Raw genomic sequence first — 24,768 nt, 5'->3', positions numbered from 1 at the left:
TGCTTCGAAATGAGAAGTGATTCGAAAACAGAAGCGATGGGCGTGCGAGTGGCGGACAGGCGAGTCATCTTGGTGACCGGAGCGGCGCGCGGGGTGGGCGCTGAGACAGCGCGAGCTCTGGCTTCCCGCGGACACCATGTGTTGGTCAACTATCGAGTGAAGCGCACTCGCGCAGAATCGTTGGTTGCCGAGATCCAGGAGCGAGGAGGGGTCGCCACTGCGATCGGTGCCGACATCACCCAGCCTCGATCGTTATCAGCGCTGGTTGCGCGAGTGAGCGAATTGACAGGCGGCTTGGATGCGCTGGTATTGAATGCCTCCGGCGGTCTCGAACGTGGCGCCGATGCGGGCTATCCGATGCGCATCAATCGCGACGCCCAGGTGACTCTCGTCGAAGCGATGACGCCGCTTCTGCGCCCAGGGTCCCGGGTCGTGTTCGTCACCAGTCATCAGGCTCACTTCGTGGGCACTCACGAAGTTCCGGCCGATTACGGGCCGGTGGCTGCGAGTAAGAGCGCGGGGGAGAAGGCGATTCGCGAACGACAAGCGGGTCTCGCCCGAAAAGGCATCGGGGTCTCGGTGGTGTCGGGTGACATGATCGAGGGGACGATGATCGTCCGACTGCTGGAGCGGCGCGATCCCGACGCCGTCGGAACTCGTCGTGACGTCGCACCACTCCCGACGGTCAATGAGTTCGCGTCCGCTGTCGCCGACGAGGCTACGCGTGCGGGCACTACCGCGATCAGCGTGTTTGTCGGCGGGAGTGACTATCTCGCCTCCTGATCCGAGGGTGGGCGAGCCAGCGGTTATCTCGCGGGTTGCGGCCCGCTGCCGCCGAGGTCATCGTCATCGGCGATCTGACTTCGCGCGCTGATTCGCGGTGAAGCGGGCCTTCTTCTGGCGATTGCCGCAGGTGTTCATGTCGCACCACCGGCGGGATCGGCTCTGGCTTGTGTCGAAGAACGCCGCCTGGCATGTCGGCGACGCGCAAAGCGCAAGCCGTCCGTCCCGTTCACCCGCGATGATGGCGATCGCATCGGCCGCGATGACGCCGAGCGCATCTTCGACGCGCGCACTCGAACTGAGCTGCCAGCGTCGTTCTCGGGTGTCGGACAAGACGGCCGTGGCGCGTCCACGAGTGCTGCAGGTGTTCACGATCTCGAGTGCGGCGGCGGGGAGGTCGTCGCCCTGGGCGGCGGCGGTCGCAGTCTGGTGGATCGATTCGCGGAGTTCGCGAGCGAGGTCCAATTGTCCTGCGGTGCAGGAGTCGACGTTCAGGTCGTAGACGTCGAGCCAGTCGATCAGTCGCTGCGGTGTCGGGATTCTTTCGACGGGCACGCCGTGACGTTCCGACAGGGTGCCGGTGAAGCTGGTTGCCAACACGCTGCCGAGGCGGAATTCAGGCTGCCGATCACGCATGGAACCACCTTAGCCGGTTGTCAATGACGGTTCGTGATGCTAGAACCATCTAAGACGGTTCTGAAGGCAGAGCCGGGTGACGACGGCTGCGAGGTGGCGACGACTGTGAACCAATCGACCGATGTTCTCGAATACGATTCCCGCGCTACCGATGGCGAGCTCGACGAGCTCCGCGTACGGTTGGCCGAGACTCGATGGCCCGAACGCGAGACGGTATACCGGCCCGCTCCCGACCCGAGGCGCTGGGACCAAGGCGTCCCGCTCGCCGATCTTGCCGACCTCGTGGAGTACTGGCAGAACGACTACGAGTGGCGGAGGTTCGAGACGCGACTTGCCGCGATCGGCCAGTACCAGACGGTCATCGACGGCCTCGCGATCCACTTCTTGCACCGGAGATCCGCGCGCGCGGACGCCACACCGCTGATCATCACCCACGGGTGGCCCGGCAGCATCGCCGAGTTCAGCGACGTCGTCGACGATCTCGCGGATCCGAGCGACCCTGGTGCGCCGGCGTTCCACGTGGTGGTCCCGTCGCTACCCGGCTTCGGTCACAGCCAGAAGCCGAGTGTCCCCGGGTGGGGTACCGAGAAGATCGCACGTGCCTGGGTGGAGTTGATGACGAGGCTCGGCTACCCGAGATTCCTGGCACAGGGCGGCGATTGGGGAGGCGTGATCACCACGATTCTCGGAGGCCGCTTTCCCGCGCACGTCCTCGGCATCCACACGACCGTTGCGCAGGCGCCTCCCGGTCTGTCGATCGACGGATTGACCAGCTCCGAGCGCGAGTGGGCCGAGCAGACGCGCGAATTCTGGGTCCACCGTGCCGCGTATGCAAAACAGCAGGCGACCCGACCGCAGACCATCGGCTACTCGCTCGTCGATTCACCGGTCGGCCTGCTGGCGTGGATTCTCGACAAGTTCGCGGAGTGGACCGACACCATGGACAGTCCGCTCGAGACGATCTCTCGGGACCGCATTCTCGACAATGTGACCCTCTACTGGTTGACGCGCACCGGCGCCTCATCAGCGCGCATCTACCATGAAAGTCACAATTCTCTCGATCCCGAACTGCGCGTGGACGTTCCGTCGGCGATCACCACGTATCCGCGAGACATCGAGAAGAGTCCGCGTCCGTGGGCTCGGGAACGGTTCCGCCAGATCGTCCGCTGGCGCGAACCGGACCGCGGGGGACACTTTCCATCGCTGGAGCTTCCCGAGGACTTCGTCTCGGATGTCCGGGAAGGGCTCGCGGCGGTCATGGCGGCCACTCGATGAGGGTGTGCGCCGGCCGTCGATCCGGCAGGGTCAGGCGCGGTCGTGCAGGGTGACGTGATAGCCGTCAGGGTCGGTGAACGTGAACGTTCGACCGAATGGGCCGTCGATCGGCGGGGACACGATCGTGTGACCGTCGGCGACCAATGAGTCGTGAATCTGCTGGACGTCGTTGGCGTGCAGCCAAATCGCGGCCCCGACACCCGGTTGCGGGACGTTGTCGAGGTCGGTGCCGGGGATGACGTCTCGAACGGCGAACGCGATCGGCGCGGTGTCGAAGACGACTGCGTGCGGGGGACCCGCCTGCGAGCGGATCAACCCGAGGTGCTTTTCGTAGAAGGCCTGCGATGCCGGAAGATCGCGTACCTGCAGTGAGATGAAGTCGGGGCCGGTGGCGGGCATGGTGCTCCTTCGTTGTCGCGACTTGGTGTGTCAGATTACTGACACGGACAATCTATGTCAGAATACTGACATGAGTCAAGACGGCGTCGATCTGGACACCTCCCTCGGATACCTCGTGAAGGAGGTGTCCAGTGCTCTGCGGAGTGCAATGGAAGACGTGTTGCGGCCGTTGGACATGACTGTCACGCACTACTCATGCCTGGAACTGCTCGCTCAGCGTCCAGGTCTGTCGAACTCCGAACTCGCCAGGGGAGCGTTTGTCACCCGTCAGTCGATGAATGTGCTGCTGCGAAGCCTCGAGAGGGATGGCTATGTGTCACGGCCGGCCGAGGCTCCGGTCGGCAAGGTGCTTCCGACGCAACTCACTTCGCGAGGTCGTCGAAGCCTGGAACAGGCCACCGTCGCAGTGCATTCCGTCGAGAGCAGGATGCTGGCCGATCTCTCCGACGACGAGCAGGCGACTGCCTTGCGGTTACTGCGCAGCATGGTCCGTTCACTGCGTGAGTGACTGTGGGCTCCAGGCGATGCCGCGGTCGTCGCTGTCGGCATCGAGGGCACCGGTCGTCGGGAGAATCCGGCGATCTCGTCGGCGTGCTCTTCGGTCCATCGCGATGAGCGTTCCCACTTTCGCCGGCGAAGAGCACCTCGCCCTAAGCATCCGGTCGCCTCCGCTTGTCGGCCATACTCCAGGGCACAGCGGCGTCGTCGTATCCGCGGGGGATCGGACGGTGTACGTAGTGGGCGACCTCGTTCATCTGCCGGCGGTGCAAGGGCCGCGACCTTGCGCCACGGGGATGGTCTTCGATGTGGACAGCGATGCTGCTGCCGACACCCGGGCCGCCTTCTTGGAACGTGCGGTTGCTGAACGTCTGGTCATCGCCGGCGGGCACACCGAGTATCCCGGCTTGACCCGGGTACTCGCCCATGTCGGCGGGTTTCGGCTTCAGCCCGAACTGTGGGCAGAGTGGGCCTGACCTGAGAGCCTGACGTTCAGCGCCGGGTCTCGTACCTCGTGAGTGTCACACCGCCCGGGAATGTTCGGGTCTCGACGAGGTTGAGGTTCACCCAGTTGTCCAGGGCCGCAAAGAAGGGGGTGCCACCGCCGACCAGGACCGGTGCGGTCGCCAGGATGTACTCGTCGATGAGCCCGGCCTGCATGGCGGTGGCAGCGAGCGTTGCACCACCGATGTCGATCGGTCCTCCGTCATCGGCCTTGAGTCGTGCGATCTCGGCGACCGCGTCGCTGGTGACGAGTCGAGTGTTCCAGTCGACCTGCCTGTCGGTCTTTGAGAACACCACCTTGGGCATGGACTGCCATCGGTGAGCGAACTCGATCTCGGCCGGCGTCACGCCGGGCTGCTGATCGGCTGTGGGCCAGTGTGAACTCATCGTCTCCCAGAGTTTGCGTCCGTACAGCGCGGTGCCTGTGGCGGCGACTCGGTCCGACCACCATTGGAACAACTCGTCGCTCGGAACGCTCCAGCCGATGTCGTCGCCCGGCCCGGCGATGTAGCCGTCCAGGCTCACGTTCATGCCGAAGGAGAGTGGGCTCATGGTCTGCCTCCCGAGAGTTGTGGTCGAGGTACAGACCACCCTGGTGGACAGAATTCATCGGTGCCTGCGTGCGGCGAGGGTACTCTGTGGACGCACCCGGCGCGGGCGTAGGGGAGTGCAGTAGGCGACCGGCCGGAGTTGAGACGGCTGTCAGATCCCCTCCGCGGCTGAGTGGTAGCGATACACTCACCGGCAGCCGGCGCCGTTCCCGGCCGCCCAATGGTGATGTTCGTGGAGGCGCGCGTATGGCTGAGACAGGCAGGCGGCGGGCGTGGCTCAGGGGTGCGGCGATTGTGATCGGCCTGCTCATCGTCTATGCGATCGTGTTGGCGGTCTATGCCGCCGATGGATCCGGTGACGAGCCGGACACGCGTTCACCAGCCGCGAACGGGGTATTGGTGTACCTCGACATCGATTCTGTGGACGGTGCAGCCTTCGAGGTCGGCGGCCACCTGTCGGTATATCCCGGTGCCGATCTGCTCGACGCCAGGGGAGACCTCAAAGACGATCTGACGATCGACATCTCGCCGGTTGTCTCGCCGACTGAGTTGAAGTTCGCCGCCGGTACACGGCCAGGAGTTCTGCCGGTCTCGTTGTACACCGATGGCGACATCCGACTCTGGCCGTTCGACCAATACGTATCGGAGCCGGAGACGGTGCGCGCGTTCGGTCCGAACGATGTCGAGTTGCCGGCGGAGGTAGCAGTCACCGATTCGATCGCCGGTTGGAACATCCGGGCCGACGGCGGCGATGCCACCGGAGGACAGGCATTCACGATCACATCGTCACGGACGGTCGGGTCCCTGATGTTCGACCTCTCGTTGTGCGCAATGCTGGTGATCCTGCCAATCTGCACACTGTTCGTATCGATCCAGACCATCCGTCGCCGCAAGGCGTTTCAGCCGCCGATGGTGACGTGGTTTGCGGTGATGCTGTTCGCAGTGCTGCCGCTGCGCAACATCTTCCCGGGAGCGCCTCCGTTCGGATCGTGGGTCGACTACTCGGTGGTGCTGTGGGTTCTCGGCGGGCTCGTTGCTTCGCTGGCGATCTACGTCATCGCTTGGTGGAGGCAGGCTCCGTGATATCGGCGGCTATCACCGCGACAGGCCCCTCGTCGCCGGCGGTCGAACTGGTCATCATGCCGCCATCGCGCGGCCACAGAGAATATCCTGAGAATCGGTGGTGCTGAGTTTGTGGAGTCTCCGCAACCATGTGCGAAGCGTCCGATTGGGCTCACCGCGACGTCGATGCTCGAACGTCGCACATGATGAGGTGGTTCACAACGTGTCAGTTCATTCTCGCTTTGCCGCGATCGCCATTGCCGTCGGTGTGGTCGCATCAACCGGTATAGCGACAGCTGCTTCGGCCTCTGCGACACCGACGGTGACGTTTCCGAATTTCGGATCGTCCGAGGGACCAGGCGTCGGGTCTGCTCGCGTTTTCCGACATCTCAAGTGGGAACTACCGGAGACCACCGTCCCCACGACCTGGACGATCACCGTGTCTCCGTACACCGTGAAGGGTGAAATCGCCTGCGTCGAGGACAAGACGACGAGGTTCAGCTTCACGCAATCGGTACCGTCCCATACCCCCGTATCCCTTCGGAATGACGAGATCTTCATGGTCGCCGACCAGAGCGTCTTCAACGGCTGCGCCCAGCAGCCCAGCCGAGGGCGGTGGGAACTGATCGTGCAGGCCGACTCCGGCGACAGGCGTTACAGCTACACCAAGCACGACGAGATCAATTTCGTGTACGTCAATCAGGTTCTGACAGTGAGAGCTGGATTCGAGGATGTCCCGGTAACGCAAACCGGCGAAACCCTCGTCGCCCGACCGCCGAAGCCGTTGAAGAACAACTAGGGCGTAGCGGTCAGTTGACACGAGTATCTATTCGTGGCGCAAATACGTTGGGGCGCAGCATGTTTAGAACTGACGGCGACTGCGTCTATTGGCGAGCGCGCGCCGCTCAACCTCTGCGGCGTATAGAGCGATTTCACCTCAGGCGTCGCACAGATCCTCAGCCATCGACTCGGAGGAGTCGGGCTCCCGGAGCGACGCAACGGTCCTCGTTGCACGGCGCTCCAGGTGCTCCGAGTGACGAGCTTCGGTCGGTGCGCCGGCAACGCCGCCACTTCACTCGTTGGCGATGTGAGCGCCGAGCCTGACTGCCGTTGTCGGTCAGCTCACAGGTTCCTCGTGATCGACAGTGAAGACAGTCCGTCCCGAAGGCCGAGGTGCGCCTGCTGCGATCCAGGCGGCCAACTCGGTCCAAGCCTTGACATCCAGCTCGCCGAATTGGAGCTCGCGGTCCGCTGCGAGATAGGTCATCTCCTTGGCCAGCTCGGGTTCCGATCCGAGGAAGAAGCTCGTGATCGCTCGATCGTACGTTGCGGGGTCCGCGACAAAGGCTCCGAACGGGAAGTGTTCATCGGCTCCCGCAGCGTGCCCGAGGGCGATGACTGTCCCTCCGCGGTCGAGCAGTGCATAGGTCTGAACGAGGTGTCGTCCGCCGATCATGTCAATCGCGCCGTACACCCCTGGACTGACCGAATTCAGGTCAGTGTGGGTTTCATGCGCGCCGAGACGATGGAGTTCCGCGTGTTGCGACTGGTCGCGTGCCACGGCGACGACGACAGCCCCTGAACGCGCCGCCAACTGCACGGCGAACCGCCCAACCGCGCTCGTGGCACCGACAATGAGTAGACGTCGCCCGAGGAGCGAACCGAACCTCCGCACGGCACGCAGAGCACTTGTCGCCGGCACCGGGAGGGTGGCGAGCTGCTCCCACGAAGCGTCGGCGGGAGCCGCGGCGGTCATCGCACGGGGAACCGCCCGCCGCTGCGCCCAACCACGGGCAGCCAGCCCAAGAAACACGACACGTTCACCAACACTCAGACCCTGCCCGTCGGCTGCGGCTTGCAGAACGACCCCGCTGCCATCCCATCCCGGTATCGCCCCCGGGGGTGCCCCGGTGAGCGCGGCGAGGTCCCCTGGATTAGGTGCGACCGCCTCCACCCGTACAACCAGCTCGTCCGGCAGCGGCACGGGCTCGTCCACCTCGCGAAGAAGCAGTCCACCTGGTGAACCCGGGCTCGTCGTCCATGCCAGCACGCTAGTTCTCTCTCATTACGTTCCTATCGCCCTTTTGTGAACGTCAACCAGCGCACCCGCATCCGCATTCCACACCCGGACTACCGCCGTTTCCCCGCCCCGTACGGAGCTCGTTGTTCTTTCGTTCAAGCAACACAGAGCAACATCAGGAGCCCTGAGCTGGGTGCCCAGCGCCACTAGTTCGCATCGTCGCCAGCGTCGAAGGTCACCCGAGCACGCTCAATCGCTGCTCGGTGCTCCGATACCCACTCCAACAAAACCTCGACCGGCTGCCGGAGAGTCTTGCCCAGCGGCGTGATCCGGTACTCGATCGCGACCGGGCGAGAACTCAACAGCCGCCGATCGACGATGCCGTTCCGCTCCAACCGGCGAAGCGTGGCGGTCAACGACTTCTGCGTCACAGCCGGGATCGCACGCCGCAGCTCACTGAAACGACAGGGCCTCTCGCACAGCTCATTCAGGACACTGAGCGACCACTTGTCCAGCACCTGGTCGAGCAGTTCCCGGTGTGCGTGCCCAATGTCGAACCGACCTTCATGCAACGTCGTATCAACCACGAAACCTGGCCACCTTGAAGTGTCTGCCATCAACCAAGTATCACATAGATACCGGGCTCTCGAGGAGCTCAGCCGACCACGACACGGGAGCGACGAACATGGCAGTACGACGATTCAGCCCGCAAGGCCTTCTTCAGCCGACGCCATACCATCACGTCGCCGTCGGTACCGGAACCCGGATCGTGTACGTAGCGGGCCAGACAGCGAGCGTCCCTGCAGGCCCACCGGTCGACGCCGACGATCTCGCAGGGCAAGTCGCGCAGACCCTGCGGAACACCGCAACAGCCCTTGCTGGAGCCGGCGCGACGTTCGACAACGTAGTCCGGATGACCTTCTACGTGACATCCTGGACGCCCGACCAGATCGGTCCATTTATGGATGGCGCCGACTCCGTTGCCGACGAAATCGGCCTCCCAATGCCAATGCCACCCGCATCACTCATCGGCGTCGAGCACCTCTTCGAACCAGCCGTGCTGGTCGAACTGGAGGTCACCGCAATCCTCGACTAGTAATTCTGACCACCGACGTTGGGGAGCGGCAAGCCGCGGCGATTGCCTACCCCAGTTGGTTGCCATCCTGGAAAATGATCTTTAGTGTTGCCGTTATGGAAAGCGAGTTCTCGGGGTGCTTCCCTGACGATGCCGAGAAGAGCTTGCGTGACTTGCACGCGGATCGGGAGCGTCTAGTGCAGCGGGCCCGGGTTTCGCCGTTGGTGTTGGCGGGCTTTGGTGCTGCTGGCGGTGTGGGGGTTGCTTCGGCGGCGACGACGAATCCTGGGGGCAACTACGAGCCTCCGATGCTGGGGATGGCGGCTTTGGTCGCGGTGGTGATCTTGGGCTACTTGGTTCGTCGTGTGATTGGGGTGCGGTTCCGTTCGTGGGGAGTCGCAGCGATCACTGCGGCGGTAGGAGTGGTGATCGTGTGCATGGCGCTCTACAGCGTGTCGTTGGGGTTGGTGGCTTCCGGGCATCACTGGCCGGTCGCGTTGACGAGTGCGGCGGCGTTCGTGGTGGCTATGGCTGGGGCCGCAGCGTCGTATCGTGGCGCGATCAGGAATTTGCACAGTGCTTGAGCCACGATTCGACACGGTGATTCACGCGCCTGTGCGTCTGCGGATCTGCGGGCTGCTCAACCCCGTGGACCGTCTCGACTTTTCGGTTCTGCGAACAGCGCTCGACATTTCCGACGCCACGCTGTCCAAGCACCTCAAGACGCTCATCAACGCTGGCTATGTCGCCTCCACGCGGGCAGCCTCAACGCGTCGCACTGACGCGCGGCGATTGACCTGGTTGTCGCTGACCGCCAACGGCCGTCACGCCTTCGACAGTCACATACTCGCGCTACGCATCATCGCCGGCGACCCCGGCGAGACCTCGTCACAGGACCACGTTGCGACGGAACGGAACCGTACCCATGAACCTCGGTAGGACAACACGTATCAGCGCGTGTGCAATCGCTGCGTGCGGACTATCGACAATGACCGAGGCCGGCCCCAGCTCCGCCGATAGCTACCACACGAGCCAGTACGTTGCCCAGCACTGCATCGGCCTGAGCCCCAACATCATCGACTTCCCCGACCGTGGCGGACTCACCATCACAGCAGATGGGCTGGGCCTGGCCGGGGTGGTCTGGGGCAATGTCAGCATCTGGGGATACCACACCGACGGCACAGTGCGGTGGAAGAACCTGCGCACCGGTGCAGCCGGTGAGGTCGTCGCGCGATTCGAGCGTGGCGGCGGGGGCGGCGGATTCGCTACCAGCATCCACACCGGCAGCGGCCCTGTGCGATTCACCACCACCGCAGTCAACCGAGGCGCGCTCCTGACGCTGCCGGCACCGACGTGCACCGGCACCGCCACCATCCGCTGACCTCCCCGGCCGCTACATATCCATCATCGGACAACGGAAAGAGATGACCATGCGCACTGGTTGGAAACGGAAGCTGGCCGCAATGGGTGCAGCGATCACCCTGGCAACCCTCGGAGTGGCCGGGGCGGGAGCCGGTACAGCTACAGCGGACGAGCCTCAGCGTGTGACTGGGACAAAGGTTCCCGTGTGGCATGTACCGGCCACCGGTATCACCGTCAGTGGCCTGTTGGTGCCTACACCGTGGCTCGCGGTCGTCTACGCCTCGAGTGACCAACCAGGCACGGTGACCTTCAGCGTAGGTGGCGGATCATTGTGCTCGACTAACGCTGCCTATCGTCCGGTGCAGCTACATTGGGCCAACGTGAGCAACGGGCGCACGGGCGTGGCCCACGTCCAACCGTGCAGTTTCGGCGATCCGAACTATCCCGGGCTGTTCACCACAGCAGCGACTGGCTCGGGACCGGTGGCGATCACTTTGATCGTGCCCGCGGCGGCACCTGCAACCCTTCCGGGAGTGGGCGGTCTCCTCGCTCCCTGACACCCGGCCGCATCGTGAGCTTCTCCTTGCGTGGCGCGTTAGCGTCGCGGCTTTGACCTCAAGCGCCCACCAGCCGGGCGCAGACGGCTCACCTACCCCTCCGGCGGGTAGGGGTCCGTCTTGCCGATGGTGTCGGAGTTGCGAATCTGATTGTTGTCCTTGCGATGATCGCGCACCTCACCTCCACCACTGTTCTCGGCGAAGCCGCGCGCCGCGTCGTGGGTCTCGCGCTGGGTCCGATAGTGAGGTCGTCCAGATGGTTTGGTCTTCGAACGGCGGCGTCGGGGGCATTGCGTTTGGCCGATTCGATCCCGTTCAGCGCTGAGGATTTCGATTCATATGCCTCGCCGACCGCGATGATCTCGCCGGTATCCAGTCTTGAGCCGGAACCGGAACTTGCCGGCGTAGACCTCGAACTCGCCCGCCATCTCAACCACCCTCTTCCCGTCGACGTGCTGGGGTCTGGACCGAGCCTGGCTCTCACCGAGCGTCCTACCGGGGGGCTCGATCTCCCGTCAGGCTCTGGCGAGAGCGCGACGACACCCCGATGGGACCCGGGGCCACATCCTCACAAACCGGACAGTCTGGTGATCGTAGTTGCATCACATCAGCGGATGGCATATTCACAGCGGCACAGTCGTGGTGGGGTGTGACGCTTGTGATGCCCCCGCCTGTCGGTGGTCGACTCATACAAGGAGACTGGTTGGGCTGCCTGGGTGGTTAGTCTGATGCCGAGCCGGTGGAACCGTCGTTTCCTGCGGTTGAGCCTGATCCACCGGTTCCGCCCGCTCCGCCGCGGCCCCCGGACCCGCTAGTGCCGCTGGTGCCGTTCGATCCCGCAGCGCCGAAGGTTCCTGAGTAGCCGCCGATTCCGCCAGCTCCCCCTTGGCCCCCGCTGCCTGCCGCCCCGCCGTCGCCGCCGTCGCCGCCGACTCCCGCCGGGTTCCCGCGGCTGCCGGCACCACCGTTGCCACCGTTGCCACCGGTTGCTCCGTTGCCACCGGTACCACCAGCACCGCCGCTGCCCCCGGTACCACCGTTGCCCACCACAAAACCACCCGCGCCGCCGTTGCCGCCAGCTGCCCCATTACCACCGCCGCCAGCGTTCGCACCGTTGCCGCCGTTACCGCCGTTGCCGCCGTTTGCGCCGATCGCTCCGGTTCCGGCGTTGCCGCCGTTGCCGCCGTTTGCTCCGGTTCCGGCGTTGCCGCCGTTACCGCCGTTACCCGACAGGGCGCCGTTGCCTCCGTTGCCGCCGTGACCTCCGTTGCCGCCGACGCCGCCGATCCCTCCGTTGCCGCCGTCACCGGCGTTGCCACCGCCACCGCCGGCGCCGCCATTTCCGCCGTGCGCGCCGGGCCCACCGGCCCCGCCACTGCCGCCGTTGCCCGCCAGGCCGAACTGGCCACCCGTACCGCCGTTACCGCCGTTGACACCGGACTGGAGACTGTCGGCACCGTCACCCCCGTCTGCATTGCCAACACCGTTGACTCCGTCGAGGGAGGGGTCGGACAGGGTGGGCCCGCCGGTGGGGTTGACACCATCAGCTCCGGTAGCCCCGGTCCCGCCTCGGCCACCGGCGCCGCCGTCGCCGAACAAGCCTGCGTTGCCGCCGGTGCCGCCGATTCCGGCGTTGAGATAACTGATGCCATCGGCATCCGCCCCGGCTCCACCAACTCCACCATTGCCCGAGACCACACCGCCCCGCCCACCGTTACCGCCGGCACCGTGGTTGACACCCAACACGCCGACACCGCCAGCGCCGCCGGAGCCAAACAGCCCAGCATTGCCGCCGTTTCCGCCGGCGTAACCGTTGCCGCCGTTGCCCCACAACAGACCGCCATGGCCGCCGGTGGGGTTCTGCGCGGTGCCATCGGCGCCGTCACCGATCCACAACACACCGTTCGGGCCGAGCACCCGTAGCCCGGTAGCCGGGTCGCGGGTAACGGTGAACAGTGCCTGCACCAGTGCGTGCCCGTCGCTGCCGGTGACGACCGCCGCAGGCACCGACACCGCCGAGGCCGGTATGAACGCGGCCGCTGGTGTGAACACCGGCGCAGACGGGGTCGGTGCGGTCGGTGCTGGCAAGCCCGCTGATCGGGGCGCCGTCGTCGCAGATAGCGCGGTCGAGGCAGTCGGGCGTCCCGCCACCACAGGTGTTGCCCCAGCAGCCGAGGCTCTGTCGGTGATGTGGGTGATCGCGGACTGGACTCGTATCGCAAACTGACGCGCCCCGGTCGACGCCTCCGCCGTCTGGGCCCGGGCCGCGATTGCCGCCAACAACTCCGCGGAGTCCACCACTCGTAGCTGGCCACCGTTGAACGCCACCGGCGTACCCGTTGTCACTGCGGATGCTGCGCTAAGTTGATGGGCCCACGACACCGGGGCATGCACCGGCGGTGTCGAGGTGGGAGTGTGCAGTGCGGTGAGCACCAGTGGAACCGCAACCGATGCGACACCACCAGAAACCAGGACAGCAGGGACCTTCATGTTTCGGCCTTCGAGACGGAGCCCGACTCCCCGGGCTACAAGTGAATGGAGTCGAGACAGACACACCCCGGCACACACTGCCTCGGCCCCAACCTGCCTCACCCACCAGCCTCACCCATATCTCACAGACGCCTCAAGTCCCGGAAACAGGACTATCCCCGTATCGACTGGTGTCACTCGTGTCGACCCCGGGCATCAGCACCTCGCCATTGTCGGTCCTCGCCACAGCTTCGCCAACACGCTGTTACCGCACCGGACTTCGGAAAACGCCCGCCTCCGGCGCGATGCTCGTGCGCGCCCCCGTGCGCAGTGTCGGGCTGAAGCTGGGCGCGGGCGTTGTCGTCGTCGATCGAGGTCTCCCGCAACCGGGGCAGCGAGAGGTCCTCGGCGAGCTTCTTGCCGCCGCGCATGATCGGTTGGCCGTGCTTGTTGGCGCACTCCGATGCCGGCAGTCCAACACCTGAACCCGGTGACCGCATCCGAGTCGCTCTTGTCGTAGCGCGCGGACCGGATCACGAGTCCCTCGGCGCGCTCCAGACGCACAAACTCAGCCGGCGGCGTCCTCGATGTCGGCGGGCCGGTAGCCGAAAATGAGATCCTGATACGGGATGGTGCCGCGAATCATGCGGCCACCGAAGTGCGCTTCCCGTTGGACGGTCGCAGTCTTGGGGTACGCGCGCAGTACCGGTAGCCAGTGTCCGAAGCCGTCGCCAACGTGATCGCCTGCGCTGATGGTGGTGCGGCGGTAGTCGCCGGTCTAGCCGGTGCCGATCTGGGCGGCGCGCACGGCGCGCCAGTCGGTCAGCTCGTCGCCGCGTTGGGCCATGGCGGCGATGATCTGCTCGCGCCGCTCCCCGGTCGCGGACGGGGTGGTCTCTACGGCGCGTTGCAGCGCGCTGCTCGGCTCGTTAGTGACCATTTCGTAATGGTTCTGCGCTCGGAGCCAGGTCATATCTGCACGGTGAGGCGCAGCTGACGATTCGGGGTACACCTGCCAGATTCCCTGCCCACCAACTGTAGTCCCCGAGGTCGCAAGTTCTGATCCTGTTGGTGTCGGTGGCGATGCAGATCAACCAGTTGGGGTCGTCGACGCTGCGGGCGAGGTGGGTGATTCGCATCGCGGTCACACCCTGCCGGCGAGGTCGACATTCGCCGACGGAAGTTGCCGGACGAGCTGGCGGTCGAGGGCGGGCAGCGACGTGATGTCGGCCCAGCTGACGGAGACGGTGTGGATGTTGTCGAGGCAGCGGGCGATGTCACGTTTGACCGCGGCGAGTTCGGGATCGTCGGCGGTGCTGGTGGCGAGTCGGGCGACGAGGGTGTTGAGGCGTTGCAGCGCTGCGCGTTCGGTGGGGCTGCGATCGTCGAGGCCGACGGTGACGGCATGGTCGTTGGCGGCGTGCCAGGCGATCCATGCATGGTCGGCAAGATCGACCGCACGGTGGACGTCAGTGTCGGGGGAGTGCTCGTGCAGGTCCTCGACGGCGGCGGCCAGGTCGGTCATCGCGGTGTTGTAGGCGACGGTGGTTGCGACGGTGCCGGTGGTGTCGTGCAGGACGGGTCTGGTGAGGTACCAGGCTTCGGGGTCGAGTTCGTAGCGTCCCCACTCGCTGTTCAGATCGGCGAGAGCCTGGACCGCCTGGTTGCGCTGGTGGCCGAGGTCGCCGGCGCACGCTGCCTGGGTGCCAGTGCCAGGGCTGCGCTGAGGCTGGGTGGCGTTGAGTGCGGCTTGTCTGACGAGGATGGGCCAGGCACGGTGGGCGCGGCCACGATTGCCTCGCTGGAACACGTAGTTGCGCAACGCCATACAGATCGCCGCGGCGCCACCCATGACTGCACCAAAGATCACGAGCAAGGGCATGAAGGCACTGAGGGATGGGGGCAGCTGGACGGCAGGAAGGACGAAGAAGTACGTCCCGAGCATGGCGACGGAGAAGCCTGACCTCATAACAAGCTCGGCGATATCGCGGACTCGGCGGGTGCGTTGCCATCCGGTGTCGTCGACGAGCTGCTGTCTGAGGTCCGCGAGGGCCAGGGTGCGAGCGAGCTTGCGTTCCCACTGGGAGGCGTAGCGGGTGGCGTAGGCGCTGGCTCGTCGGTCACGGGATGCGGCGCGGTCGATCTCGGCTTGTTCGGCGACCCGGACCGTCAGAGCGCGGACGTTGGGATCGGTCGTGGTTCGGAGGCGTTCGGTGATCCGCTCGACGAGCTGAGGGTGTGAGAGCGTGACGACGAACGTTCTCGTGGTCATGGTTCGGGTGTCCTGTCCCGTGCTAGGCGAGTGATCCTTTGGGTGCGGCGAGCCGCCACCGGGGAGCGTTGCAGGCATCGTCGAGTGCGGCGATGACGTGCTCTGCTCGGCTTGTTCGTCGACCGAGCTGGCTGAGTGATCGTTGATCGCCGTTCTCACCGCTTCCACGTCATTTCTGTTCCAGCTGGATTCAACCGACTCGATGATCGGGTCGGGCGCGGTTACGACGTTTGCCGGAAGGTCGCCGAGCGTGACGACCTTTCCAGCCGAGATCAGGTCTCGATGGTGGTGCCCACTTCCTGCTCGTGGTCACGTTCCTGGCGTGCTGCACCGACGGCATGTTTGGTGTATTTGCCGGCCAGAACGAGCAGTGCGATGGGGGTGATCCAGTTCAGCAGCAGGTCCATCGGCCGCGTCCCGTCCGACGGCGAGGTCGTCGGGTCGATGAGACCGGCCACGACGTGCCCGATACCCATGAGGAGAACGGCGAATCCCCAGACCGCACTGACTTTTCGGTTGGTCGCGCGGAACAGCGGGTGTGACCACCGGTCTTCGGGCACTGAGTCCTTGGCGTACTGCTCGGTGAAGGGCACGGTGACTGCGGAGATCAGCATCAGCACTGCAAGGATCAGTGTCGATCCGCCGCGGGCGAAGTTCGTCAACCACTCTCCGAGTGAATCGCCACCGAGAAGGCCGGCGGCGGCGATAGCGCCGAAGGTCACCACGCCGGCGATGTCGAGGAACTTGACTCCGCCGCGCCCGCGGCTGGTCCACGCCATGACCGCGGCCAGTGCTGCTGCGATCAGGGCAGCGATGGCGACCGAGTCGTCGCCGAGCCGGTGGCTCAGTACCGAGAACAGAAACCAGGGTGCCAGACCGAGAACAAATCCCAGGGGGTTCATATGATCTCCGATCGCGCTGTGGCGCAGCGGCCGCGCCAGTGGTAGCGGCAGTGGTGGTTGCGGATCATCGCAGGACGTAGGTTGCCTTGGAGTTCGGCCCGTAACGGTCGATCCGAGCGGCGTTGACCTCCCCGTTGGATGCCCCGGTGTTGCCGAGTGTGGTGAAACCCAGGGCCCAACTCAGTTCCGACTTGTAACGCCACTGCGCCCACCGGTAGGTGTTCGAGTACGTCACCGAGGCCGACATGTGGGCCGGATTGGCCGACCAGGCACGCACGATCTCCGCGCCACCTCGGGGAAGTACACGCGCAGGTGGATCGATCCACCGCGTGGCCGACGAGCTACCTCCCCACGTGTCGGTCGACGGCCAACCGCTCAATGACAAGTCCCAGCCGGTTTTGTTGATCACCACCAGCGTCACTGTCGACCCTCCCGGCGGTGCCGGACGCGCTTGAGCGTGGGGGGCCGCAACCGCCATGCTGATCAGGACGAGCAGTGCCGACACGATGGCGGCGCGGCGGATTGCGATCATTGGTGTATGCATGATTATCCTCACTGATTGTTTTCGGGGACAGATGTGGTGGGCGAAGAGCGCATAGTGGATGCGGACGTCGCCGATTGTCTTGGTGACAGGGGTTGTGCACGGCGCCACAGGATTTCGGCCTGAACAGCGATCATCACGCCGATCATGATGATGATCTCGCCGAACCCACCGTGACTGCTGTTGCCGAGCAGGTAGGCCGTGGTGCCCAGGGCGAACTTGATGACGATCATGCCTATGAACAAAAAGATGGTGAAGATGGTGCCCTGTACATAGACGTGGCCGTCGCCGTCGGCGGAGATGCGCGTGTACCGACCGCGGATCAGTCCGACGACGACGCTCAGAGCAATGCTCGCCGCGAAGAAGGCGTAGCCGAGGAGACCGACCGGCAGACGCAGCCCACCGATCAGCAGTCCGACACCGATGTAGATCAAGGCCATCTTGAAACGGGTGGACCCGACCAGCTCATGCCGTCGCGACTGACGGTACACGGCATACGCCATCAGTGCGATCAGGATCAGAAGTTCAGGAATGGTCATCGCGCAACGTCTTTCGGGTCAGGGCGAGGATCACATCTGGCCGGGTCGAGTTCATCGTGGAGTGCGTTGGCAATAGTTCCGATGGGGTCATATGTGGCGATCGCCCGTGCCATGGCGGTACATGACTGTGTGACGCTGTCATCGGACAGGATTCGGATCGTCGCGTCGGCAATCGACGACGCCGGCGGCCGACGCGTCCGAAGATCGGCACCGACGCCGAAGTGCTGTACGCGGGCGGCCACCTCGGGTTTGTCTTCGGCACCGGGTGCCACGATCACCGGTACGGCGTGGCGCAACGCGTGCAGCACTCCGCCGTAGCCGCCGTTGGTGACCATCACCGCGGTGCGGGGGAGCAGCGCATTGTAATCGAGGAATCGCGCGATCCGAGTGTTGGATGCGAGGCGGATGCTGTCGGGATCGGCGCCGCCGGTGGTGACAACCACCTGAACATCGGCGTCACCGAGTCCAACGATGGCAGGTTCGATCAGCTGGGAGAGATCATGGTTGTCCAGAGTGCCCTGCGTGACATGGACGATCGGGCGTTGGTCGGCGAGCATCTCCGGCCACCATGGGGGTTGTGCCACTCGTCGGTTCGGGCCGCCGACTGGACCGACGAACACCGTGTTTTCTGCGAGATCAGCTCGTGTGTACTCGAATTCGGCGGGTCCAAGTTGGAAGAATCGATCGAATGCGCTCGACAGGTCCAGGATGAAGTGATCGAGCCGGCCGCCGGCGGCACCGACGAGGCCAGCCGCATATCGTTGGGTCGCGGCGAACATGCCACGACGTACGACCTGATGGGCGATCCGATTGCGGATGTTGCCCACCAGCCCCGGCATCGGCGGCAGTCCGCTGTTGAACGGGGCAACGTCACGGCTGGTCTGCGCCAACGGCATCGTGCCCAGCCCCATCACCGGCGGCCGTTGCTCGCGGGACCGCGACAACAGCGGGACGATTCCGGCGAAGGTTCCGTCGCACAACACCGCGCCGACGTCGCCGGTGTCGATGACTTCGTTGACGGCCGCTGCTTGATCGAGCAGCGGACGGACAAAGGTGTTCTCGACCTGATACCGGGACAACGCGAGCCCGCGGTGACGGTCCCGTTTCGGGAGGAAGCTGTCCGGATCGCGTTCGTCGATGTCGGCGATTCCGGCCAGTGGGTGCATCGTGAGGCCGGCGTCGGCGACTTGATCTGCGAAGCGCGAGCCGGTCACCATGATCACCTCGTGACCGCGTTCGACCAGGCCGTGCCCGACGGCGGTCACCGGGCCGACATGGCCGGCCAACGGGGTGCTGCAGAGCAGTATGCGCGCCACCGCGCTACCTCCTCACATTTCGATAAGTTCAGACCTTATCGAAAATAGATCGCGCATGCGGACGAACGACCAACTTTTTTGCCGTGCCTGTTCGGCGGGCATGGATTCCGATCGTGGTACATGGTGATGTCCGGTGCGATGGGTATGATTTGGTGAGTTCCGACCTTAATGAAAGGCTCGACGATGACAAGGCGGCAATACACCGCGCGTAAGCGGGCGGTCACTGCCGCACAGACACGCGCACGCATTCTCGATGCCGCGCAGGAGTTGTTCGTGACGCACGGATACTCGCGCACAACGCTGCAACAGATCGCTCAGCACGCCGGGGTGTCGGTGGGCTCGGTGTATCAGGCAGGCTCCAAGGCTGCGCTGATGATGGCGGTACTCGAGCGCGGCTTCACCGGCGACGAGAAGTTCGTGTCACTGCTCGAACGTCCAGATTTCGTGGCGATCATGTCCGACGACGACACCGACCGCGCCATTCGCCGCTACATCGACTACGTGACCGAGGCCAACAGCCGGATCGCCGATCTGTGGCATGCAGCCACCCTTGCGGCCGACACCGATCCCGCCATCGGCGAGCAACTCGAACGTTCCGAACTACGCCGACTCGACGACATCCACACCGGCTGTCACTGGTTCGTACATCGAAACCTGATCTCGGACAATCAGGTCGACGAGTTCTCCGACATCCTCAGCCACGTCACCAGCCCGACGACCTACCGGTACTTCACCGTCGAACGCAACTGGACCGCGACACGTTTGAATGGGTGGATTCGTACGAGTATCTCTGCGGCACTGGAGGGTTGACCGACACTCGCACTAGCTGGTCCGGCCTGGCGGCCAGGATTGCATATGTCAACGGGGGCACATGTGCGTTAGTTGGCATAACGTACCGTAAGCCTGTTTTTGTCCTGTTCGGGCTCGGCTGCGGCCGCACGCAACTCGATGGATAGGAATCGAAGTCCGCGCCGAATATGACAAGCGAGTTCTGCAGCATCAAGAACAATCCGCCACACCCCACACAGGGGTGACCGCAGTCCCAGTCTGGGGACTGGTGGCGGGGTGGTGGTGCGGCTTAGCGTCGCGTCCAGGTGGTACTGCGCGTTGGGTGTGGTGTCCTGATTGTTGATGGGGATTCGGTGATTATGTTGTGGTCCAGCCATTCTCAGGGTTCTCGTCGTGGTCGTGGTCGTGGTCGTGGTCGTGGTCGGGGTGGTGTGGTCGGCGCAGCTGCTGGTGCGGCGATCGTGGTCGCCGGGCTGACCGTGGCACCTGGTACGGCCTCGGCGGCGCTGCCGGGCGAGTGTGTGCAGCCCGACCCGACCGGCGTGGTGACATGCACCTACACCGCGGCAGGCCAACACACACTGACCTTGCCCGCCGGTGTGGAATCGGTGCAGGTCACCGCCATCGGCGGCCACGGCGGCGCGATCACGAACGCCCAGACCGGCGGTCGGGGCGCGGTGGTGACCGGCACGGTGGCGGTACCCGCTAACTCACACACGCTGGTCGCGATGGTCGCCAGCAACGGCGCCAGCACCAAACCCGATGCTGTCGGGGATGGCGGGGAAGGTGGGGAGGGTGGCGGCGGCCACGGCGGCACCACTCCCCGGTCTGGGGCATCCCCGGGTGCGGGCGGCGGCGGCGCCTCCGATATCCGCACTTCCACTAATGATCTGGCGAGCCGGGTACTCATCGCCGCCGGCGGCGGCGGCGCAGCGAACTACGGTGTTGGTGGCAACGCAGGCGAACCCGCCGGCAAAGGGTATCTATCCGTGGCGGCACAGGCTGGAACAAGCACTGCCGGCGGCGCGGGCGGAACGTTCCTAGACTTTGCTATCTACTCCGGCGCGGCCGGATCCCTGGGTCTGGGCGGGGCCGGCGGCCCCGTGGAGCCGGACCCCTTCAACCAGTACGGCGGTGGTGGCGGTGGTGGTGGCGGCCTCTACGGCGGTGGCGGCGGCGCGATCGGCAGCGGCGGCGCAGGTGGCTCCTCGTTGGCCCCGGACGGCGGCGCTGTTGCCCTCACCGACCAGGCTCCGTCGATCACCATCACCTATCAACCGCCAGCCACACCGAATCCACCGAACCCGCCGTGCAGCGGCTCTCTGTGCCTACCCTCAGGCGTTTTCGGCAGCAGCTGAACACATGTGTCCCAGGACAGATCCTGACGCGGTCAGTCCCCAGTGGGTGCGGTGCCCTCATCGCCGATGTGGAGCCGAGTGGCTGCCGCGGTGATCGCGCACGCCGGCGGGCGCCAACAGCGTCGATGATCTGCTGGTGCACTGGTGTCCCAGCGATGGAGTGGAGTGACTGATTATGCTGCGGTACAAACATTCTCGAGGCCATCGAGGTCGGGGTGTTGTGGGCGGTACTGCGGGGGCAGCGGTGATCGTTGGTGCGCTGGTGATCGCGCCGGGTTCAGCGTCGGCGGCATTGCCGGCCGGGTGAAAGCAAGCTGACTCAGGCGGCATGGTGACGTGTACCTACACCGCGGCAGGCCCGCACACCCTGGTACTTCCTGCTGGTGTGCGGGCGGTGCAGGTCACCGCGATCGGTGGCCACGGCGGCACGGTCGAGAACCGTGGAGTTGGTGGCCAGGGCGCGGTGGTGACCGGCACGGTCGCGGTGCCTGCCCAATCGCGAACCCTGACCGCGGTGGTCGCCGGCAACGGCGCCGACACCACGTATAGCTCTGATCCCGGCGGGGTAGGGGGAGTCGGCGGTGGTGGACGCGGCGGCACCCCCAACATGCCTGGGAGTCACTTTCCCGGTGCGGGCGGCGGTGGCGGGTCAGACATCCGCACTGTTGCCGATGATCTGGACAGCCGAGTGCTCGTGGCCGGTGGCGGTGGTGGTGGCGGCTATGTTTTCGCTGGCGGCGAAGCGGGCGCGCCCGGCAACGCCCAGTCTTCCGGGACGCCGGCGCAGGCTGGAACGAGCAACGCTGGTGGTGCTGGTGGCACTTACCCGAATATTCCTGCCTTTACCGGTTCGCCTGGAACCCTGGGGGTAGGCGGATCTGCTGCCCTTAACCAGACAGAATCGCCTCTCGAAACCAGCCAGGGCGGCGGCGGAGGCGGCGGCGGCCTGTACGGCGGTGGCGGCGGATCGATAGCCGGCGGCGGCGCCGGGGGCTCATCCCTGGTCCCGGCCGGCGGAACCCTCGGGGTTACCGAAGTCCACACGCAGCGTGGTCGTTCTCCGCCGCTGGGACAGCGGCCCACCACTCGCAAGCCGGTGGGGAAACGTCGGCCTGGACAGGGGAGGTGACGAAAACGGACACCCTCGCCTCCAGCCCCACGCCTGCGGTACGCCGCAGCCTGTCCGACCCCGTCGATAGAGTTGCTTCTTCGCCTTTGAGAAGGAGGGCCGATGTCAAACAACAGGCGAGACAAGCAGGACCGGCGGAAGCGGCGAAAGAGTCGGGAGCGCGGACCACTGGTGCCGATGACTGACGACAAATACATGTCGATCGAGGACGGACCGATGTCCTTCGTCTTCAAGATGACCGATACGCGTAAGACCGACGGCGGCAAGACGTTGAGTGTCAAATCCATCCCGCTCGAGGACACCATTCGTCCGGTGGCCCTGAAGTTCGACCCGCCACTCGCATCGGACGGCACGGACCCTACGTGCTTCGACTACCAATGGCAGCAGCTGACCTACCTCTTCGATCTTGATGACCCGTCGACTTTCGTCAATGTGCTCGGCGCGTTGAGCGACGACGACAAGCAGTTACTTGTTCGGTACATCCAGACGTGTCGAAATCTCGCGGGCTACAGCATCATCAACAGCAAAGCGACGTTCTCCATGTCCTCGAAGGAGAAGGCAAAGGGATGGGCAGTTCGCGCTGATCTGCCGAGCCACCAAGAGTTCAGCGGCTTCTCGGCGACATTCCGACAGCTGCACAACGACGGCGAGCCGGCGAGCTTTGTCAAGACGTGGAACATCATCAACCGTGCGCTGAACGATGTCGGGCTTGGAGAGACCGAGCTGGACGGCGCCCGCGCGGTACTGAAGGCCTGGAAGAAGGCTCGCGCGAGCCTGATGAAGAAGGCACCCGCCACACTCATCTGCGAGAAGCTCAACCCGAACCTCAAAGATGAGCACCCACGAACACTCAAGGGGGTCGTGCCCGAGGAGCTGATCAGGAGCTTTAACTACGGCGACACTCTGCACTGGGGCGATAGCCGGGAGCAGCTCGCTCAGCTGACAGACGATCCGTTCAACGCGAACTTCCACAAGTTCTGCTGCGCCAGCACCATGACATCACTCAGCCACCTCTACTTCGGCTTCGCGGTGCTCGCCGCTGCGGCGCTCGGCGTCCCGGATCTAGGCCAGAAGGCGTAATCTCCTACCTCGCTCCCACGAGCCGAGGTGCTTTTGGTCGATGAGCGCGCCAGTGCAGGGGGTTACCGAGTCCACGCGCAGCGTGGTCGTTTTCCGCCGCTGAGACAGCGGCTCACCGGGCGCGAGCTGATGGCGAAACGTCGGCCTGGACAGGGGAGGGTGTGCGCCGCGCGGACACGTCGGCCCGCCTCCGGTCCAGGTCGTGGGCGACGTCGTGTGAGCATCTGCGAAATCCGATCGCAGCGGCACCGTTGTGGCGTCACAATCGGTGCGTGAGCGACGAGCGCCGCTACCGCGGCTTGTGGTGGATTCCGGCCCCAGTGGGCGACGGCAGCGACGTCGACAAGGTGGGCGGGGTCCTGACGATCGACGCCTCCGGCCGAGTTCATTTGGAGGTCATGTCCGCACTTGTGGACGGGCACCTGCCAGGTGACGGGTCGGTCCGCCGGTCGGCGCGGAGCTTCGATGAGCCGCGCATCATCCACGGCGAGGCGGAGGGGCAAGCCGTCACCCTGCTCTACTGCACGAGAGCGAACGGCGGGATGATCCACGTGATGCCCGCGCCTACCGAAACGCAGGTGTTTAGGGCTGGAGCGGCGGTGGTGGGCGGTTGGTTAGACAGTGCCGATGACCAGATTTTCGTGGGGATGCGGGTCGAGATGTCTCATCTCACGGAGTGGTCCGGACGCAGCGGCCTCTCGCATAGCATCACCGGCCCCCATCCCGTGAATGGCGATGAATCATCCGCGGCAACCGGACACACTATGACGATGACCCTGGAAACCGTTCCCTCTGACAGGGTCGAGCTTCCGAGTGAGGACATCACGGCGATCCTGCTGTGGTCTCAGTCCTTCGGCCGCGGTGGAACGGACAACGCCTGGGGCCGCACGCATCAGATCAAGGAGCGGACGTTCTATGAGGTGCAGACTCCGCAGCCGAGAGGTGCACTTGAGTTTCAAGATGCGATCCGGCCGGTGCAGAACTTGCTCACTCTCGCGACGCAGAGTCCGTGTGCAGTGGGCGGCCGCCACCTCATCGCGGCCGACGACGCCGAGAGACGTCCTCGAGTTGAGCTGTTCTTCCACGGCGAGGACGTCGAGATCAAGGGGAGCAGAGAATGGCACCACCTGTTGTTCACCCTCGACGACCTGGGCGGCGTGCAAGCCCTCGACAGGTGGTACGCGCTGTCGCGCAAGATCGGTCCGCCGTTGAACGTCTTGTTCGGCCTCGACTACGAACGCCACGGCTACTACGAGACGCGTCTGTTCACCGCTGCGACCGTTGTGGAGGGCTTCCACTCAATCCTGTGCCCCACCTCGACAGCGATCTCGCCGGAAGACCACAAGACGATCCGCGACCTAATCAAGACCGCACAGTGTGGGCGAAGTGGCTGGTTCACGCGAGGAACTCAGTCGGTCACGACCACCTCACGCCTCCACGTCACGACGAAACTCCGCAAGAGGGGTACGACCGTCTACTCGACATCACACGACACCTGTTGCACCTCATCCTCATGAGCCAGCTCGGCCTCGACGCCTCGCTGCAACAGAGCGCGGTCACCGACCATTGGGGCTACCAAGCTCGCCGCTTCCGCGAATTGGTCACCGAGTACAACAACCGGCGCGCATCCACCCCGACGTAACCGCCACGC

Annotated in this window: 29 protein-coding genes and 1 pseudogene; 16 read left to right on the top strand and 14 right to left on the bottom strand. The window is 64.9% G+C overall.

What is annotated here, in order from left to right; translation table 11 throughout:
- The first annotated feature begins 9 nt into the window (after positions 1 to 9).
- Positions 10 to 783, top strand: a complete 774-nt coding sequence (locus tag GS4_RS17120) for an SDR family oxidoreductase (protein WP_369403314.1) — start codon at positions 10 to 12, stop codon at positions 781 to 783.
- 63 nt (positions 784 to 846) lie between these two features.
- On the opposite strand, the gene GS4_RS17115 is transcribed toward GS4_RS17120, so the two are convergent.
- Positions 847 to 1,419: a CGNR zinc finger domain-containing protein gene (locus GS4_RS17115; protein ID WP_007622845.1), complete on the bottom strand. Its 573-nt coding sequence runs from the start codon at positions 1,417 to 1,419 to the stop codon at positions 847 to 849.
- Positions 1,420 to 1,455: 36 nt separating this feature from the next.
- Here GS4_RS17115 and GS4_RS17110 point away from each other — a divergent pair, with 36 nt between their 5' ends.
- Positions 1,456 to 2,694: an epoxide hydrolase family protein gene (locus GS4_RS17110; protein ID WP_007622843.1), complete on the top strand. Its 1,239-nt coding sequence runs from the start codon at positions 1,456 to 1,458 to the stop codon at positions 2,692 to 2,694.
- Between the two features lie 30 nt (positions 2,695 to 2,724).
- Here the strand turns inward: GS4_RS17110 and GS4_RS17105 are convergent, their stop codons facing one another.
- Entirely contained in the window at positions 2,725 to 3,093 is a 369-nt protein-coding gene (locus GS4_RS17105) for a VOC family protein (protein WP_007622841.1), read from the bottom strand.
- Between the two features lie 70 nt (positions 3,094 to 3,163).
- Here GS4_RS17105 and GS4_RS17100 point away from each other — a divergent pair, with 70 nt between their 5' ends.
- Both GS4_RS17100 and GS4_RS25315 read left to right on the top strand, forming a co-directional pair.
- A complete protein-coding gene (locus tag GS4_RS17100) occupies positions 3,164 to 3,601 on the top strand; it encodes a MarR family winged helix-turn-helix transcriptional regulator (protein ID WP_007622839.1) in 438 nt (145 codons plus the stop codon).
- Between the two features lie 16 nt (positions 3,602 to 3,617).
- A complete protein-coding gene (locus GS4_RS25315) occupies positions 3,618 to 4,067 on the top strand; it encodes an MBL fold metallo-hydrolase (protein ID WP_281169221.1) in 450 nt (149 codons plus the stop codon).
- Between the two features lie 16 nt (positions 4,068 to 4,083).
- Here the strand turns inward: GS4_RS25315 and GS4_RS17090 are convergent, their stop codons facing one another.
- Complete coding sequence (locus GS4_RS17090; RefSeq protein ID WP_007622835.1) at positions 4,084 to 4,647, bottom strand: dihydrofolate reductase family protein; 564 nt, start codon at positions 4,645 to 4,647, stop codon at positions 4,084 to 4,086.
- 245 nt (positions 4,648 to 4,892) lie between these two features.
- On the opposite strand from GS4_RS17090, the gene GS4_RS17085 reads away from it, so the two are divergent.
- Both GS4_RS17085 and GS4_RS25660 read left to right on the top strand, forming a co-directional pair.
- The gene (locus GS4_RS17085; RefSeq protein ID WP_007622833.1) at positions 4,893 to 5,729 is read left to right on the top strand and encodes a DUF4436 family protein; all 837 of its coding nucleotides are present in this window, start codon (positions 4,893 to 4,895) and stop codon (positions 5,727 to 5,729) included.
- Between the two features lie 190 nt (positions 5,730 to 5,919).
- Complete coding sequence (locus GS4_RS25660; RefSeq protein ID WP_157226662.1) at positions 5,920 to 6,507, top strand: hypothetical protein; 588 nt, start codon at positions 5,920 to 5,922, stop codon at positions 6,505 to 6,507.
- A 318-nt stretch (positions 6,508 to 6,825) separates the two neighbouring features.
- Here GS4_RS25660 and GS4_RS24880 read toward each other — a convergent pair whose 3' ends face one another.
- A complete protein-coding gene (locus GS4_RS24880; RefSeq protein ID WP_439644627.1) occupies positions 6,826 to 7,692 on the bottom strand; it encodes a zinc-binding dehydrogenase in 867 nt (288 codons plus the stop codon).
- Between the two features lie 242 nt (positions 7,693 to 7,934).
- Positions 7,935 to 8,315 (bottom strand): winged helix-turn-helix transcriptional regulator, encoded by a 381-nt coding sequence (locus GS4_RS17070; protein ID WP_007622826.1) that lies wholly within the window; start codon positions 8,313 to 8,315, stop codon positions 7,935 to 7,937.
- A gap of 98 nt (positions 8,316 to 8,413) precedes the next feature.
- Here GS4_RS17070 and GS4_RS17065 point away from each other — a divergent pair, with 98 nt between their 5' ends.
- The 4 genes from GS4_RS17065 (at position 8,414) to GS4_RS17050 (ending at position 10,184) form a co-directional block, all read left to right on the top strand.
- Complete coding sequence (locus tag GS4_RS17065; protein ID WP_040510902.1) at positions 8,414 to 8,824, top strand: RidA family protein; 411 nt, start codon at positions 8,414 to 8,416, stop codon at positions 8,822 to 8,824.
- 95 nt (positions 8,825 to 8,919) lie between these two features.
- Positions 8,920 to 9,387, top strand: a complete 468-nt coding sequence (locus tag GS4_RS17060) for a hypothetical protein (RefSeq protein WP_040510937.1) — start codon at positions 8,920 to 8,922, stop codon at positions 9,385 to 9,387.
- Positions 9,388 to 9,418: 31 nt separating this feature from the next.
- On the top strand, positions 9,419 to 9,742 hold the full coding sequence (locus tag GS4_RS17055; protein WP_217997692.1) for a transcriptional regulator: 324 nt from the start codon (positions 9,419 to 9,421) through the stop codon (positions 9,740 to 9,742).
- Positions 9,743 to 9,791: 49 nt separating this feature from the next.
- Entirely contained in the window at positions 9,792 to 10,184 is a 393-nt protein-coding gene (locus GS4_RS17050; protein WP_007622819.1) for a hypothetical protein, read from the top strand.
- Between the two features lie 630 nt (positions 10,185 to 10,814).
- Here the strand turns inward: GS4_RS17050 and GS4_RS24875 are convergent.
- The 9 genes and pseudogenes from GS4_RS24875 to GS4_RS17005 form a co-directional block, all read right to left on the bottom strand.
- Positions 10,815 to 11,027 carry a DUF2188 domain-containing protein gene (locus GS4_RS24875; protein ID WP_051989761.1) on the bottom strand — a complete coding sequence of 71 codons (213 nt, stop codon included), beginning with the start codon at positions 11,025 to 11,027 and terminating at the stop codon, positions 10,815 to 10,817.
- Between the two features lie 11 nt (positions 11,028 to 11,038).
- Positions 11,039 to 11,206 (bottom strand): annotated as a pseudogene (locus tag GS4_RS26000) (hypothetical protein); the annotation flags it as partial.
- Between the two features lie 236 nt (positions 11,207 to 11,442).
- Positions 11,443 to 12,750 carry a PGRS repeat-containing protein gene (locus GS4_RS25655; protein WP_439644628.1) on the bottom strand — a complete coding sequence of 436 codons (1,308 nt, stop codon included), beginning with the start codon at positions 12,748 to 12,750 and terminating at the stop codon, positions 11,443 to 11,445.
- A gap of 1,219 nt (positions 12,751 to 13,969) precedes the next feature.
- The gene (locus GS4_RS17030; protein WP_157226661.1) at positions 13,970 to 14,131 is read right to left on the bottom strand and encodes a hypothetical protein; all 162 of its coding nucleotides are present in this window, start codon (positions 14,129 to 14,131) and stop codon (positions 13,970 to 13,972) included.
- A gap of 204 nt (positions 14,132 to 14,335) precedes the next feature.
- A complete protein-coding gene (locus GS4_RS24870) occupies positions 14,336 to 15,463 on the bottom strand; it encodes a hypothetical protein (RefSeq protein ID WP_007622808.1) in 1,128 nt (375 codons plus the stop codon).
- Positions 15,464 to 15,735: 272 nt separating this feature from the next.
- Positions 15,736 to 16,365 carry a DUF3159 domain-containing protein gene (locus tag GS4_RS17020; RefSeq protein ID WP_007622806.1) on the bottom strand — a complete coding sequence of 210 codons (630 nt, stop codon included), beginning with the start codon at positions 16,363 to 16,365 and terminating at the stop codon, positions 15,736 to 15,738.
- 64 nt (positions 16,366 to 16,429) lie between these two features.
- Entirely contained in the window at positions 16,430 to 16,777 is a 348-nt protein-coding gene (locus tag GS4_RS26245) for a hypothetical protein (RefSeq protein ID WP_245555734.1), read from the bottom strand.
- A 140-nt stretch (positions 16,778 to 16,917) separates the two neighbouring features.
- Positions 16,918 to 17,445, bottom strand: coding sequence for a hypothetical protein (locus tag GS4_RS17010; RefSeq protein ID WP_007622802.1), 528 nt, complete (start codon positions 17,443 to 17,445; stop codon positions 16,918 to 16,920).
- Positions 17,442 to 18,761, bottom strand: coding sequence for a glycosyltransferase (locus GS4_RS17005; protein ID WP_007622800.1), 1,320 nt, complete (start codon positions 18,759 to 18,761; stop codon positions 17,442 to 17,444). Before GS4_RS17005 ends, GS4_RS17010 begins: the two co-directional genes overlap by 4 nt.
- 183 nt (positions 18,762 to 18,944) lie before the next feature.
- On the opposite strand from GS4_RS17005, the gene GS4_RS17000 reads away from it, so the two are divergent.
- The 6 genes from GS4_RS17000 (at position 18,945) to GS4_RS26345 (ending at position 24,759) form a co-directional block, all read left to right on the top strand.
- A complete protein-coding gene (locus GS4_RS17000) occupies positions 18,945 to 19,571 on the top strand; it encodes a TetR/AcrR family transcriptional regulator (protein ID WP_007622798.1) in 627 nt (208 codons plus the stop codon).
- Positions 19,572 to 19,981: 410 nt separating this feature from the next.
- Entirely contained in the window at positions 19,982 to 20,908 is a 927-nt protein-coding gene (locus GS4_RS16995) for a glycine-rich protein (protein ID WP_007622796.1), read from the top strand.
- A 328-nt stretch (positions 20,909 to 21,236) separates the two neighbouring features.
- Positions 21,237 to 22,037, top strand: a complete 801-nt coding sequence (locus GS4_RS25285; protein ID WP_007622794.1) for a glycine-rich protein — start codon at positions 21,237 to 21,239, stop codon at positions 22,035 to 22,037.
- A gap of 102 nt (positions 22,038 to 22,139) precedes the next feature.
- On the top strand, positions 22,140 to 23,117 hold the full coding sequence (locus GS4_RS16990) for a hypothetical protein (RefSeq protein ID WP_007622792.1): 978 nt from the start codon (positions 22,140 to 22,142) through the stop codon (positions 23,115 to 23,117).
- Between the two features lie 272 nt (positions 23,118 to 23,389).
- Entirely contained in the window at positions 23,390 to 24,634 is a 1,245-nt protein-coding gene (locus GS4_RS16985) for an ApeA N-terminal domain 1-containing protein (RefSeq protein WP_007622789.1), read from the top strand.
- Positions 24,631 to 24,759 carry a hypothetical protein gene (locus tag GS4_RS26345; protein ID WP_281169218.1) on the top strand — a complete coding sequence of 43 codons (129 nt, stop codon included), beginning with the start codon at positions 24,631 to 24,633 and terminating at the stop codon, positions 24,757 to 24,759. Before GS4_RS16985 ends, GS4_RS26345 begins: the two co-directional genes overlap by 4 nt.
- Positions 24,760 to 24,768: the final 9 nt, after the last annotated feature.

It is taken from the genome of Gordonia soli NBRC 108243 (assembly GCF_000334455.1).
GTDB classification, from domain to species: Bacteria; Actinomycetota; Actinomycetes; order Mycobacteriales; family Mycobacteriaceae; genus Gordonia; species Gordonia soli.
The sequence above is the reverse complement of the archived record's forward strand: the minus strand, read 5'-3'. Positions and strand labels throughout refer to the sequence as shown.

Excerpts from the sequence above, each read along its gene's own strand:
- GS4_RS17120 (WP_369403314.1), top strand. The coding sequence starts at position 10 with ATGAGAAGTGATTCGAAAACAGAAGCGATGGGCGTGCGAGTGGCGGAC.
- GS4_RS17115 (WP_007622845.1), bottom strand. The coding sequence starts at position 1,419 with ATGCGTGATCGGCAGCCTGAATTCCGCCTCGGCAGCGTGTTGGCAACC.
- GS4_RS17110 (WP_007622843.1), top strand. The coding sequence starts at position 1,456 with ATGCTAGAACCATCTAAGACGGTTCTGAAGGCAGAGCCGGGTGACGAC.
- GS4_RS17105 (WP_007622841.1), bottom strand. The coding sequence starts at position 3,093 with ATGCCCGCCACCGGCCCCGACTTCATCTCACTGCAGGTACGCGATCTT.
- GS4_RS17100 (WP_007622839.1), top strand. The coding sequence starts at position 3,164 with ATGAGTCAAGACGGCGTCGATCTGGACACCTCCCTCGGATACCTCGTG.
- GS4_RS25315 (WP_281169221.1), top strand. The coding sequence starts at position 3,618 with ATGCCGCGGTCGTCGCTGTCGGCATCGAGGGCACCGGTCGTCGGGAGA.
- GS4_RS17090 (WP_007622835.1), bottom strand. The coding sequence starts at position 4,647 with ATGAGCCCACTCTCCTTCGGCATGAACGTGAGCCTGGACGGCTACATC.
- GS4_RS17085 (WP_007622833.1), top strand. The coding sequence starts at position 4,893 with ATGGCTGAGACAGGCAGGCGGCGGGCGTGGCTCAGGGGTGCGGCGATT.
- GS4_RS17065 (WP_040510902.1), top strand. The coding sequence starts at position 8,414 with ATGGCAGTACGACGATTCAGCCCGCAAGGCCTTCTTCAGCCGACGCCA.
- GS4_RS17060 (WP_040510937.1), top strand. The coding sequence starts at position 8,920 with ATGGAAAGCGAGTTCTCGGGGTGCTTCCCTGACGATGCCGAGAAGAGC.
- GS4_RS17050 (WP_007622819.1), top strand. The coding sequence starts at position 9,792 with ATGACCGAGGCCGGCCCCAGCTCCGCCGATAGCTACCACACGAGCCAG.
- GS4_RS17030 (WP_157226661.1), bottom strand. The coding sequence starts at position 14,131 with ATGGTCACTAACGAGCCGAGCAGCGCGCTGCAACGCGCCGTAGAGACC.
- GS4_RS24870 (WP_007622808.1), bottom strand. The coding sequence starts at position 15,463 with ATGACCACGAGAACGTTCGTCGTCACGCTCTCACACCCTCAGCTCGTC.
- GS4_RS17020 (WP_007622806.1), bottom strand. The coding sequence starts at position 16,365 with ATGAACCCCCTGGGATTTGTTCTCGGTCTGGCACCCTGGTTTCTGTTC.
- GS4_RS17010 (WP_007622802.1), bottom strand. The coding sequence starts at position 17,445 with ATGACCATTCCTGAACTTCTGATCCTGATCGCACTGATGGCGTATGCC.
- GS4_RS17000 (WP_007622798.1), top strand. The coding sequence starts at position 18,945 with ATGACAAGGCGGCAATACACCGCGCGTAAGCGGGCGGTCACTGCCGCA.
- GS4_RS25285 (WP_007622794.1), top strand. The coding sequence starts at position 21,237 with ATGGTGACGTGTACCTACACCGCGGCAGGCCCGCACACCCTGGTACTT.
- GS4_RS16990 (WP_007622792.1), top strand. The coding sequence starts at position 22,140 with ATGTCAAACAACAGGCGAGACAAGCAGGACCGGCGGAAGCGGCGAAAG.
- GS4_RS26345 (WP_281169218.1), top strand. The coding sequence starts at position 24,631 with ATGAGCCAGCTCGGCCTCGACGCCTCGCTGCAACAGAGCGCGGTCACC.